The organism is Flavivirga rizhaonensis (genome assembly GCF_004791695.1).
GTDB classification, from domain to species: domain Bacteria; phylum Bacteroidota; class Bacteroidia; order Flavobacteriales; family Flavobacteriaceae; genus Flavivirga; species Flavivirga rizhaonensis.
In genome coordinates, this window is the sequence record NZ_SRSO01000014.1 from 18664 (window position 1) to 32650 (window position 13987).

The window sequence follows — 13987 nt, forward strand, 5'->3', positions numbered from 1 at the left end:
TGATTTCTCTTTAATTTAATCCGCTATTTTTCTCAAAATTCCTTAAATTCGCATCCTTATTAGAATAAAGAGTAAATGAGCGCTAAATTTCCTGAATATAAAGGACTTGACTTACCAAATGTAGCAAATGAGATACTACAATATTGGCAAGAAAACAACATTTTTGAAAAAAGTGTTTCTACCCGAGAAGGTAAGGAACCCTATGTGTTTTATGAAGGACCTCCATCTGCAAATGGACTGCCAGGAGTACATCACGTTTTAGCACGTGCTATTAAAGATATTTTTCCACGTTATAAAACGATGAAGGGATACCAAGTAAAGCGTAAAGCAGGTTGGGATACTCATGGGTTGCCAATTGAATTGGGTGTTGAAAAAGAATTAGGTATTACTAAGGAAGACATAGGAAAAACCATTTCGGTAGAAGATTATAATGCAGCTTGCCGTAAAGCAGTGATGCGTTATACAGATGTATGGAATGACCTAACACAAAAAATGGGCTACTGGGTAGATATGGATGATCCTTATATTACCTATGATCCTAAATACATGGAAAGTGTTTGGTGGCTGTTAAAGCAAATTTATAACAAAACCTTGCTTTACAAAGGATATACTATACAACCATATTCACCAAAGGCAGGTACAGGTTTAAGCTCACATGAATTAAACCAACCGGGAACGTATCAAGATGTAACTGATACAACAGTCGTAGCTCAGTTTAAAGCAAATCCAGATTCATTACCAGACTTTTTACAAAATGAAGGTGATATATATTTCATGGCTTGGACAACAACACCATGGACGTTACCAAGTAATACAGCACTAACTGTTGGACCAAAAATTGATTATGTATTAGTTAAAACTTATAATCAATATACGTTTGAACCTATCAATGTTGTTTTAGCTAAGAAATTAGTTAACTATCAGTTTTCTGGAAAATTCAATCAAGTTGAAGACAAATCAGAATTATTAAACTATAAACCAGGTGATAACTTGCCTGCTGGGAAGGCAGGAAAAATCCCGTTTTATATCGTTAAAGAATTTGTAGGTAAAGACTTAGTTGAAGTTACTTACGAGCAATTATTACCATATGCTTTACCAAATGAAAACCCGGAAAATGCGTTTAGAATCATTTCTGGAGATTTCGTAACGACTGAAGATGGTACTGGAATTGTACACACAGCGCCTACTTTTGGAGCCGATGATGCCTTGGTTGCAAAACAGGCAAAACCAGAAGTACCTCCTATGTTGGTAAAAGATGAACATGGGAATTTGGTACCACTTGTAGATTTACAAGGACGTTTTAGACCAGAAATGGGAGAATATGCTGGAAAGTATGTAAAGAACGAATATTATAATGATGGAGAAGCGCCAGAGCGTTCTGTTGATGTAGAGATTGCTATTAAATTAAAAGAAGAAAATAAAGCCTTTAAGGTAGAAAAATATAAGCACAGTTACCCCAATTGCTGGAGAACAGATAAACCGATTCTTTACTATCCATTAGACTCCTGGTTTATTAAAGTGACCGATATTAAAGATCGCATGCATGAACTTAACAACTCTATTAACTGGAAGCCAAAGAGTACTGGTGAAGGACGTTTTGGTAATTGGTTGGCTAATGCAAACGATTGGAACTTGTCACGTTCACGCTATTGGGGGATTCCATTACCAATATGGAGAACCGAAGATGGGAAGGAAGAAATTTGTATTGGATCTGTTGAAGAACTAAAATATGAAATGAGTAAAGCTGTTTCAGCGGGTGTTTTAGCTAAAGATATTTTTGAAGATTTTGAAGTTGGAAATAATTCCGAAGAAAACTATGCTAAAATAGATTTACATAAAAATATTGTTGATGCCATTGTACTAGTTTCACCATCAGGTCAAAAAATGTTCCGCGAAAGCGATTTAATAGATGTATGGTTTGATTCTGGTTCGATGCCTTATGCACAGTGGCATTATCCGTTTGAATTGCCACCTAAATCCTCCAAAGGAGGACTTTCTAAAACTCCTGGATATCAAACTGCTAGGAAATCTTCATATAGATTGCTTAAAACATTAAAGGAAGAAAGAAAGAAAAATCCAACTCAAGCAGAAACCATACTTTGGGAATCTTTAAAAGGAAAAAAGCTTGATAATTATAAGTTTAGGCGAGAACATATTATAGATGAATTTATAGTTGATTTCGTTTGTTTATCTCAACGGTTAGTAATTGAAGTTGATGGAGATTATCATAATAAACCAGAAGTTATTGAAGCGGATAAATTAAGAACGGAAATTTTAGAAGATTTAGGGTATCACGTCATTCGTTTTACAAATGAAGAAGTAATAGGAGATATCGATTCTACCTTAAACAAAATAAGTAATAAACTAAAAGTCCTTCCCTTAGAGAAGGATTTAGGATGGGCTTTTCCAGCCGACTTTATAGCCGAAGGTGTCGATCAAACACGAGGTTGGTTCTATACGTTACATGCTATTGGAACGATGGTTTTTGATTCCGTAGCTTACAAAAATGTAGTGTCTAATGGATTGGTATTAGATAAAAACGGACAGAAAATGTCAAAACGTTTAGGGAATGCGGTCGATCCTTTTGAAACCCTAGGAAATTATGGAGCTGATGCTACACGTTGGTATATGATTAGTAATGCAAACCCCTGGGATAATTTAAAATTTGATATAGAAGGCGTTGAAGAAGTAAAGCGTAAGTTCTTCGGAACGCTTTACAATACGTATTCATTCTTTACTTTATATACTAACTTAGATAATTTTAGTTATTCGGAAGCAGATATACCTTTAGAAGAACGTCCAGAGATTGATCGTTGGATTTTGTCTGAACTACATACACTAATAAAGAAAGTAGACGTTTTTTATGCCGATTATGAGCCTACAAAAGCGGCACGTGCTATCTCAGATTTTACACAAGATTATGTGAGTAACTGGTTTGTTCGTTTAAGTAGAAGGCGTTTTTGGAAAGGGGATTATGAACAAGACAAAATTTCGGCATACCAAACGCTTTATACCTGTATGATAACCATTGCTAAGTTAGGAGCTCCAATTGCACCATTTTTTATGGATAAATTGTATTTAGATTTAAATTCGGTTACCCAAAAAGAAGCATTTGAGAGTGTACATTTAGCAAACTTTCCAGTTTATAATGAGGCTTTCGTTGATAAAAGCTTAGAGAGAAAAATGGAAAGCGCTCAAACAATATCATCATTAGTTTTGTCGTTAAGAGCAAAGGAAAAGATTAAAGTGCGTCAACCACTTCAAAAAATAATGATTCCAGTTGATAATGATCAACAAAAAGAAGAAATATTAGCTGTTTCTGAGCTAATAAAACATGAAGTAAATGTTAAAAGTGTTGAACTTTTAGAAGAGGCTTCAGATATTTTAGTAAAGCAAATAAAGCCCAATTTTAAAGCACTTGGACCTCGTTTTGGTAAGGAAATGAAACTGATTGCCAATACGATAAAAGCATTTAATTCTGATGATATTAAAAAAATTGAACAAAATGGTGTTTTAGATGTTGAAATTAATGGAAAAAATATTACTTTAGAGCTTGAAGATGTAGAGATTACATCTCAAGACATTGAAGGTTGGTTGGTTGCAAACGAAGGTTCGTTGACAGTAGCTTTAGATGTTACGATATCGGATGATTTGCGAAAAGAAGGTATTGCGAGGGAACTTATTAATCGTATACAAAATTTACGTAAAGATTCGGGGTTTGAAGTAACAGATAGAATTGATGTAAGGCTTCAAAAAGATAATCATGTTATAAATGCAGTTAATGCAAATATGGCCTATATTAAAACGGAAACGTTAACTAATGAACTTGAAATAATTGATAAATTAGATAATGGTATAGAAATTGTTTTTGATGATGTAAATACCAAATTGTTTATACAAAAGCATTAAAATTATGAGTACAGAAGCAAATGTAAGATATTCTGATAAAGATTTAGCAGAGTTTAAAGAGTTAATTACGGATAAAATAGAGAAAGCACAACATGATTTAGAGCTTATTAAAAGCGCGTATATGAACGACCATAATAATGGAACTGAAGATACATCGCCTACGTTTAAAGCATTTGACGAAGGCAGTGCGGTTATGAGCAAAGAATCTAATTCTCAATTAGCAATTAGGCAAGAAAAATTTATTCGTGATCTTAAGAATGCGTTAATTAGAATTGAAAATAAAACATATGGTATTTGCCGTGTAACAAAAAAACTAATTAACAAAGAACGTTTAAAATTAGTACCTCATGCAACATTAAGTATTGAAGCTAAGAATATGCAATAACTATAAAATATATACCCCAAACGTCTCGACTTAAAACGAGACGTTTTTTTGTCCAAACATTATGTCCTTAAAAAAATCTACCCTCATCATTATCCTTATTTTACTTATAGACCAAATAAGTAAAATATATATAAAAACCCATTTTAAACTTCAGGACAGCGTTGAAGTCTTTGGTTGGTTTAAAATATTTTTTATTGAAAATGATGGTATGGCCTGGGGGACAAAAATTAGCGATTTCACTTCATTTATATCAGATAGAGTAGCAAAAGTAATATTAACATTATTTAGAGTCGTTGCTATTTTTGCTATTGGCTATTGGTTGTATAATGCAACAAAAAATAAAAGCCCTAGAGTATTGCTATTGGCCATAGCCTTAATATTTGCTGGTGCTTTGGGTAATATAATAGATTCTGTTTTTTATGGAGTCTTATTTGACAGTAGCCGTAATCAAGTCGCCACATTTTTACCAGAAGCGGGGGGATATGATAGTTTGCTTCACGGTAAGGTTGTAGATATGCTATATTTACCTTTATATAATGATTATTTACCCGACTGGATCCCGTTTTATGGAGGTGAATTTTTTACATTTTTTGAACCTGTTTTTAATGTAGCTGATGTGGCAATAAGTGTAGGATTTATTATGCTTATTATCTTTTATAAGAAAGCATTTCCTGTAAATGAAAAGAAGGAAGATACTGTTGTTAATTAGGAAACTTACAAATTGTAAATAATTAAAAAGTGTAAATTGTTTTGGGCGTTACGCAATAATTGAGTTTAACATCACTCTCATAAACATCTGTAATCTGGTCTTCAGCGTCAAAAAAAGACACCCCAATTTTAATAGTTTGAGGTTTACAGTCGATTAAAAAACGATCGTAAAACCCTTTACCATAACCAACCCTATTCCCTGCTTTGTCAAATCCCAAAAGCGGAATAAAAACAACTTCGATGGTGTTTGGAGCGATAGTGATGCCATCTACGGGTTCAGGAATGTTATAACTGTTTTTCTTGATTTTTGTATTGTCTGTTAAAAGAAAATGAGTCATAAGACCCGTTTTAAAATCACTTTTAGAAATAACAATATTCTTATCTTTTCCAGATAATATATTGAGAATATAATCTGTATTGACTTCTTTTTGTTCTTCAATAGCAAGAAATATATGGTAAAAAGTAAGCTCCCAAATAGGGAGTTTTAAAACTTGATTTGCAATAGAAATACTTAAATTGTCAATTTGAGAAAACGATAAATCGTTTCGAAGTACTTTATATTTTTTTCGTAATTCAGATTTAATCATAATTAACCTTTAAGTTTTTAAGGAATATTTAGAACGTATTTAATAAGAAGATAATAAAAAATCAAACACTTTCATTTACATTGAAAATATTTTCTAATTCATTAATAACAATGGGCTTTACAAGGTAATCTTTAACACTATTTAAAGATTTTGCACGATCAATATCGACTGGATTTATAGATGAACTTACAATATAAAGCGTAATTAATTTATTAAACCGGTTTTTTATTTTTGTAAACTGTTCAATAAATTCCCAGCCATCCATTACAGGCATATTTAAATCTATAAAAATAATATCTGGAATTTTGTTATTGTCTAAATTTTGAAGTAATGCTTCAAAGTAATCTATACTTTGTTTTCCGTTTTTAAAAGTTATAAGGTTTTCACAAAGCTTTTTTGTTTCAATGACACGCTTTACCAGATTTATATAGATGTCATCATCATCTATAATACAAGCAAGTTCGATGAGTTTATTATTCATGTTAGAAAGTGATTTTAAAAGTTGTGAATTTTTCAACTTCACTAAAGACATTAATTTCGCCATTTAATGCTTCTATTTGGTTTTTCGTTATAAATAAACCAATTCCAACTGCATCTTTATTGTAATGAAATGTTTTGTACATTCCAAAAAGTTTACCTCCAAATTTTTCTAAATCAATTCCGACACCATTATCGGTTATTTCTAAAACAGTTTTAGAGTTTTCTACATAAGACCTTATTTTTATAACAGGATCTCGTTCTGGGTGTTTATATTTAATCGAGTTTGTTATTAAATTTAATAAAATACTTTCAAGATAAGCAGGGATATAATTGATAGTATCGATTTTTGAAAAATCGGAGTTTATCGTTGCTCTATTTTTTGTAATTATTTGCCCTATAGATATTTTTACGTGTTTTAACGATTCGCTAAATTTAATTGGGGAGATACTCTTATTTGTACTAGTTTGGATTGTGACTACCTCATTTAAATGTTCTATAGTATCATTTAAACTGGATGCTATATCTTCTACGGTATTAATTAATTCTAATTTTTCTTCTTTAGATTCTGTAGCGTTTATTAATTCTACTACGAGTGATAAATTGCTAGTATGGGATCTTAAATTATGAGACACTATATGAGCAAAATTGAAGAGTCTTTTGTTTTGAGACGCAATGATATTCGAAGTTCTTTGTAAACTCAATTCTTTTGCTTTTGTTTCGTCGATATCTTGAAAAATGCCGCGTACACCAATGATTTTTTTCTTATCATTAAATACAGGTTTCCCCTTAACCTTTACCCAAAATTCGCGATTGTTTTTGGTAAGCATTTTTATTTCTGAATTAAATGATTCACCTTCAATAGAACATTTTAAAAAAAGCTTTTTAACGAGGTCAAAATATTCTTCTGGATAATATGAAACGGATTTATTTATAGAAGGTATATAATCTTCAGGGTATTCTAAAATTCTTCTTGTTTGTTGATCCCAATAACTTTTTCTTTTTATTAAATCGACATACCAACTCCCAGTTGATGTCATCTCAGCGGTTTCTTTATAATAAAACTGATTCTTTTTTACTTTTTTATTGGTTTTATATTTCCGTTTATTAAAAAAGAGAAATTTAGACTTTGCTCTATGGTTACTAAAATTAATGTTATCATGACTTGTTGTGCAAACAAACTCTTTATATTTTCCTCCTTTAGACTCAATTAGCATACTCTGTCTAAAGTCTAAATTGTTTTTAATAAAACTAAAATAATTATTTCTAAATTGATGACTGTCGTCTTTATGAATAAGATTACTTAAAAAGAATTCTAAACTAATTTTTTTGTTTTTTGCAGAGTATCCAAGATCAGATAAAAAAACTTTAGAACAATAAATATTATTATTTTTCAATTCCAAATACCCAATACTATTATCAATTGGTTTTGGGGGCATTTTAATTTGAACCATGGTGTTAGAGAGATGAAATTTAATTCTTTTAATAAAGTAAACATAACATTAATTTAACAAATAAACGATAAAAAATGCTTTTAATCGATAAAAACAATCGTTTTAACGAATTGTCTGACAAAAAATAGTTACTGTTTTTATTTTTTGTAAAGCATTTGTGTAATTAATGTTCGAAAAAAGCAATATAGCTTTAGGTGTCCAGTTAAGACTAAAGTATTAATCTTTAAGCTTTGTTGAGATATGAAAAAGAGCATCACCTTGATAAACAATAGGGGCTTCATTAACATTTATAATGTATCCAGTATTGTTTGCTTTTACAAAGTAATTAAACTTGCCATATGGATCTGTAATATTACCTAAAATATCACCTTTTTGTACTTTGGAACTTATTCCGGCAGAAGCTTTAAACATGCCTGAATACTTAGCACGTTTCCATTTGCTCTCATTTATAAAAATACAATCTTTTTTAGGTGTCGAAACTTTAAATTTAGAGCCTAACATATTTAAATGATTTAAAATCCGTTTGGCACCATTAACACCAGAATTGGTTATTAAGTCGTCTATATGAAAAGACTTGCCTCCTTCAAAAAGGAGTAACGGTTTTCCTAGTTTAACACAGGTTTGTCTAAAAGATTTGTTTAAATTTTTAGAATATAATACAAATGGAGCTCCAAATATTCGTGCTAGATTACTGAGTTGTTTTTCGTTTTGGGCAATACGAATTTGTGGTGCATTAAATCTACCAGAACCACCTGTATGAAAATCCATAATATAATCTGCGTGTGGCAAAATATCGTGTATGAGTTTATGAGCAACTCTACTTGCTAAAGAACCATTTGAGCTTCCGGGGAATACGCGATTTAGGTCACGTCCATCAGGAAATTCGCGTTTTAAATTTATAAAACCAAAAATATTAATAACAGGCATGCAAATAATAGTGCCACATTTTGGCTTGTTGATGCCCTTTGCAATAAGTTGCCTGACAATCTCAACGCCATTAACTTCATCACCATGTATGCCTGCTGTAAACAATACTACAGGTCCTGGTTTTTTAGAACGTTCAATAATAACTGGTACATTTACAGGAGTGGATGTGTGTAAATTGGCGACATCAAAATTAGCCTCTATACTTTCTCCCGGTTTTATGGACGTGCCAAGAATGGTCAATATATTATTTTTAGTATTAGCCATTAATTTTGTTTAGCTATTTCTATTTCTTTCAATGTAAGTAATAATGCTTTTAGCAATATTTTTGCCTGTGCCAGTTTCGATACCTTCTAGACCAGGGGTTGAGTTTACTTCTAAAAGTAGAGGACCTCTTGCAGACTGTAACATATCTACACCACAAACAGGAAGTTTTAATACTCTCGATGCTTTCATGGCAACTTTTAATTCAGCTTCATTAAGTTTTATAACTTCTGCAGTACCACCTCTGTGCAAGTTGGAACGAAACTCTCCTTTTTTGCCTTGTCTTTTTATGGCACCAACTACCTGTCCATCTACAACTAAAGCTCTTATATCGGCACCTTTAGCTTCCGATACGTACTCTTGTACCAAAGCTCTTGCCTGCAAACCATTAAAAGCCTCTAAAACAGATTCCGCTGCATTTTTAGTTTCAGCCAGAACAACACCCAGTCCTTGAGTTCCTTCAAGAAGTTTAATAATAACAGGAGTCCCCCCAACGTGAGCGATCACTTTTTCAACATCTCTTGAATAATTAGTAAATACTGTTTTTGGCATACCAATTCCAGCTTTAGAAAGCCTTTGAAAACTTCTTAATTTATCTCTGGATCTTATAATGGCATCCGATGTGACCGAAGTAAATACATTCATCATTTCAAATTGTCTGACCACAGCACAACCAAAAAAAGTTGAAGAAGCTCCTATTCGGGGAATAATAGCATCTACATAATCTAAATAGCGATCTTTATAATAAATGGTTGGTTTTTCTTTTTCAATAATAAGATCACACTTTAAAGGATCTATAACTTCCATATCATGTCCCCGTTTTTCGCCTTCATTGACAAGGCGTTCGGTAGAAAACAAATTAGGATTTCGAGATAGAATAACTATATTCATTAAATATGGTTTAACCCAGTATTGCAATATACTAAAAAAGGCAAACGAATTTTTACATTATCTAGAATTTAATATACCTTTGATTTAATGGATGTACCTGCGTTAGAAATACAATTAAAAACCTTACCCAATGCCCCAGGCGTATACCAATATTTTGATGCTAACGATACTATTTTATACGTCGGTAAAGCTAAAAACTTAAAGAAGCGTGTTAGTTCGTATTTTACAAAGACTCATGATAATGGAAAAACCAGAGTCCTTGTAAAAAAAATTGCGCGTATAAAACATATTGTTGTAGAAACAGAAACGGATGCTTTGCTGTTAGAAAATAATCTGATAAAGAAACACATGCCCCGTTATAATGTGATGCTGAAAGACGATAAATCCTATCCCTGGATTTGCATAAAAAAAGAACGTTTTCCTAGAGTGTTTTCAACACGCCGAATCTTTAAAGATGGGAGTGAGTACTTTGGACCTTATACTAGTATGAAAACGGTTTCAACTTTGTTAGATTTAATAAAAGGTCTGTACCCACTAAGAACATGTAATTACCATTTATCTCAAGAAAAAATAGAAGCAGGTAAATACAAAGTATGTTTAGAATATCATTTAGGAAATTGTAAAGGTGCTTGTGAGGGGTTAGAAACCGAACAAGAATACCATGATAATGTAAAAGCCATTAAAGAAATTTTAAAAGGAAACTTTAAAGATTCCCTGATGCAATTTAAAATGCAAATGAAACAGTTTGCAGAAGATATGCAATTTGAAGTGGCTCAGAAAATAAAGGAGAAAATAGAAATATTAGAAAATTATCAGGCAAAATCTACCATCGTTAATCCAAAAATTAGCAATGTTGATGTGTTTTCTATCATGAGTGACGAAAGTTATGGTTATGTTAACTTTTTACAGCTTTCATACGGATCTATTATCAGATCACATACCTTAGAGGTAAAAAAGAAGTTAGACGAAACAGATTTACAGCTTTTAGAGTTAGCTATTATTGAAATAAGGCAACGTTTCAATTCCAATTCAAAAGAGATTTATGTGCCTTTTAAAGTGGATCTGGGTAATGATGTTAAAGTAACCGTGCCAAAGTTAGGAGACAAAAAGCATATTTTAGATTTATCGCTTCGGAATGCAAAGTACTACAGAATGGAGCGTTTTAAGCAAGATAAAATTGTAGATCCAGATAGACATGCCAATAGGATTATGGCACAGATGAAAGCGGATTTAAGACTTTCTAGTGAACCAAGACATATTGAATGTTTTGATAATTCTAATATTCAGGGAACCAATCCAGTGGCTGCATGTGTGGTTTTTAAAAATGGGAAACCTAGTAAAAAAGATTATCGTCATTTTAATATCAAAACAGTTGTGGGACCAGATGATTTTGCATCGATGGAGGAAGTAGTATACAGAAGGTATAAACGTTTGGTTGACGAAAAACAACCATTGCCACAGCTTATTATTATTGATGGTGGTAAGGGACAATTATCTTCAGCTTTAAAAAGCTTAGATGCTTTAAACTTGAGAGGAAAAATAGCCATCATAGGAATAGCAAAACGATTAGAAGAATTATTTTATCCAAACGATCCTATTCCATTATATTTAGATAAGAAAAGTGAAACCTTAAAGATTATACAACAATTGCGTAACGAAGCACATCGTTTTGGAATTGAACATCATAGAAATAAACGTAGCAAAAATGCGTTAAATACAGAGTTAGAAACAATTTCTGGCATAGGAGATAAAACAGTTGTAGAGTTATTAAAATATTTTAAATCTGCTAAACGGGTAGCCAATGCAAAGTTAGACGAGTTAGAGGCTGTTGTAGGTGTTTCTAGAGCAGAAAAGGTTTATAATTATTATCATGGAAAGTAATTTAGTTTTAAAAAGAATTTCAATATATGATTTCAAAAGCATTTGTCATTTTGAACAAAGAGAGAAATCACATAAAATAGATAACACAAATCTTTATGAGATGTCTCAATCGTACCTCATTTCGACATGACAAATTCAGTGAAATTTTGAGCCATATAGATTTGATTAAAAATAAAATTTGAAAATAAAAATTACCATAATAACAGTCTTTCTATTTGCTTTGTTTTCCGTAAAAGCGCAAAATAAAACGCATAATGATGATGTTAAAGTTGGTTTAGTATTAAGTGGTGGTGGCGCAAAAGGTTTAGCGCATATTGGAGCTCTTAAAGTTATTGATAGTTTGGGGGTAAAAGTTGATTATGTCGCAGGAACAAGTATGGGTGCTATTATAGGAGCATTATATGCATCAGGATACTCAGGAAATCAATTAGATTCTATTTTTAAAGAGGTTAATTTTGATAATATTATAAATGATAATTTACCTAGAGCATCCAAAGCATTTTATGAACGAGATAATGATGAAAGGTATGCTATAAAACTTCCTTTTAATGGTTTTAAACTCTCATTACCATCAGCACTTTCCCGAGGTCAGAATACGTATAATTTACTTTCAAAGTTAACACTGCACGTTAATGAAATAAAAAACTTTAACGAATTGCCCATTCCGTTTTTTTGTATTGCCACCAATATTGAAACAGGACAAGCTGTTATGCTTGATAGGGGGAATTTAGCCCAATCTGCTATGGCCAGCGGGGCACTGCCTTCTATATTTCAACCTGTGGTTATTAATGACAAAATGCTAACAGATGGCGGGGTTGTAAATAACTACCCAATTGATGAATTAAGAGCTAAAGGGATGGATGTTATCATTGGAGTCGATGTTCAAGATGGGTTAGTTGACCGTGAAAAATTAATCTCGGCACCAGATGTTTTACTTCAAATTAACAATTTTAGGACGATTAAAGACATGAAGCTAAAAGCTCCTAAAACAGATGTTTATATTAAACCAGATATCAAAGACTTTAATGTCGTATCTTTTAGTGAAGGATTTAAGATTATTGAAACAGGGAGACAAGCTGCCATAAATAAAGCTGAAGCTTTACAAGCTTTAATTAAAAAAGACCAAAAGACAATAACTGTCCCGAAGACAAAAATAAAAGCCCAAGACAGTATCATAATTAACAGTGTTTCTTTTTCTGGAAATAAGAGTTATACAAGGTCTTATCTCATGGGAAAAATGAAACTGAAATTTAATAAAAAGATAAGTTATGAAGACTTTGACAAAGGCGTAAATAGTTTAGTAGCTACAAATAACTTTGAGACCTTCCATTATGAGTTTAGAAAAACAAAAGGAAAAGAAGGATATGATTTATTTGCAGCATTAACAGAAACTAAAAATACTGCTTTTTTAAAAGCAGGTATCCATTATGACGATTTATATAAAAGTGCATTGTTGGTAAATCTAACTAAAAATCATTTATTATTTGATAATGATGTAGCCTCATTAGATATAATTTTAGGCGATAATGTTAGATATAATTTTGAATATTTAATCGATAAAGGTTTTTATTGGAGCATCGGATTAAAATCCAGATTTCAACAATTTCATAAAAACATAAGTGCCCAATTATTGCTAGATGATAATCAATTAATAGGAACAGGGTTGAATAAAATAGATGCAAAATTACAAGATCAGACCAATCAATTTTATTTACAAACATTATTTAGAAAAGATTTTGCAATTAGTTTGGGAGCAGAACATAAACGTTTGGAAGTGAAGTCCCAAACAATTATGACAAATAATCAAGATGATGATGATGATGAGTTTTTATTTGAAAATACCGATTACTTTAGTGTTTTTGGGAATTTAAAGTTAGATACTTACGATAATAGATATTTTCCAACAAAAGGATTTTATTTTAATGGTGATATACATTTATATCTTCATGCATCTAGCTTTAATGATAATTTTGAAAGATTTTCAATTGTTAAAGCAGACATGGGGTATGCTTTTAGTGTTACAGATAAATTAGCATTCAATGTACAATCGAGTGGTGGATTTAAGCTAGGCGATAAATCTACCCAAGCTCTAGATTTTGCATTAGGAGGTTATGGTAATAATTTAATAAATAATTTTGTGCCGTTTTTGGGTTACGATTTTCTTGCACTTACAGGTAACAGTTATGTAAAAGCATCTGCTAGTGCCGATTACGAGATTTTTAAAAATCACCACATTACTTTAGAGGGTAACTGGGCAAATATAGATGATGATATATTTGAAACTGGTGAGTGGTTTACGTTTTCAGATTATAATGGTTATGCGTTAGGGTATTCAATAGATACTTTTGTTGGCCCTATTCAAGGAAAATTCAGTTATTCTCCCGAACAGAAAAAAAGTATCTGGTTTTTTAATATTGGTTTTTGGTTTTAAAATAGTGTTTTTCCATTAAAATTACCAATACTAACTTAAGGCTGTTTGAGTCATTAAAGCTATAAAAATCTAAGAT

Annotated in this window: 10 protein-coding genes; 5 read left to right on the plus strand and 5 right to left on the minus strand. The window is 31.7% G+C overall.

The features are described from left to right. Window positions 1-75 precede the first annotated feature (75 nt). From ileS to EM932_RS11255, 3 genes are all read left to right on the plus strand, one after another. Window positions 76-3909: an isoleucine--tRNA ligase gene (ileS, locus tag EM932_RS11245; RefSeq protein ID WP_135877290.1), complete on the plus strand. Its 3834-nt coding sequence runs from the start codon at window positions 76-78 to the stop codon at window positions 3907-3909. Between the two features lie 4 nt (window positions 3910-3913). Further along, window positions 3914-4294: a TraR/DksA family transcriptional regulator gene (locus EM932_RS11250; protein ID WP_135877291.1), complete on the plus strand. Its 381-nt coding sequence runs from the start codon at window positions 3914-3916 to the stop codon at window positions 4292-4294. A 61-nt stretch (window positions 4295-4355) separates the two neighbouring features. Then, on the plus strand, window positions 4356-5003 hold the full coding sequence (locus tag EM932_RS11255; RefSeq protein ID WP_135877292.1) for a lipoprotein signal peptidase: 648 nt from the start codon (window positions 4356-4358) through the stop codon (window positions 5001-5003). A 22-nt stretch (window positions 5004-5025) separates the two neighbouring features. On the opposite strand, the gene EM932_RS11260 is transcribed toward EM932_RS11255, so the two are convergent. The 5 genes from EM932_RS11260 to rimK all read right to left on the minus strand — a co-directional run bounded on the left by EM932_RS11260 (window position 5026) and on the right by rimK (window position 9599). Next, a complete protein-coding gene (locus EM932_RS11260; RefSeq protein WP_135877293.1) occupies window positions 5026-5589 on the minus strand; it encodes a 5-formyltetrahydrofolate cyclo-ligase in 564 nt (187 codons plus the stop codon). Between the two features lie 61 nt (window positions 5590-5650). Further along, entirely contained in the window at window positions 5651-6070 is a 420-nt protein-coding gene (locus EM932_RS11265) for a response regulator (protein WP_135877294.1), read from the minus strand. A 1-nt stretch (window position 6071) separates the two neighbouring features. Continuing rightward, window positions 6072-7520: a PAS domain-containing sensor histidine kinase gene (locus EM932_RS11270; protein WP_135877295.1), complete on the minus strand. Its 1449-nt coding sequence runs from the start codon at window positions 7518-7520 to the stop codon at window positions 6072-6074. Between the two features lie 216 nt (window positions 7521-7736). Then, window positions 7737-8711 (minus strand): succinylglutamate desuccinylase/aspartoacylase family protein, encoded by a 975-nt coding sequence (locus EM932_RS11275; RefSeq protein ID WP_135877296.1) that lies wholly within the window; start codon window positions 8709-8711, stop codon window positions 7737-7739. A 9-nt stretch (window positions 8712-8720) separates the two neighbouring features. After that, a complete protein-coding gene (gene rimK, locus EM932_RS11280) occupies window positions 8721-9599 on the minus strand; it encodes a 30S ribosomal protein S6--L-glutamate ligase (protein WP_135877297.1) in 879 nt (292 codons plus the stop codon). An 87-nt stretch (window positions 9600-9686) separates the two neighbouring features. On the opposite strand from rimK, the gene uvrC reads away from it, so the two are divergent. Together uvrC and EM932_RS11290 are read left to right on the plus strand one after the other, a co-directional pair. Continuing rightward, window positions 9687-11480 (plus strand): excinuclease ABC subunit UvrC, encoded by a 1794-nt coding sequence (gene uvrC, locus EM932_RS11285; RefSeq protein ID WP_135877298.1) that lies wholly within the window; start codon window positions 9687-9689, stop codon window positions 11478-11480. 184 nt (window positions 11481-11664) lie between these two features. Beyond that, entirely contained in the window at window positions 11665-13911 is a 2247-nt protein-coding gene (locus EM932_RS11290; protein ID WP_407925218.1) for a patatin-like phospholipase family protein, read from the plus strand. Window positions 13912-13987 lie beyond the last annotated feature (76 nt).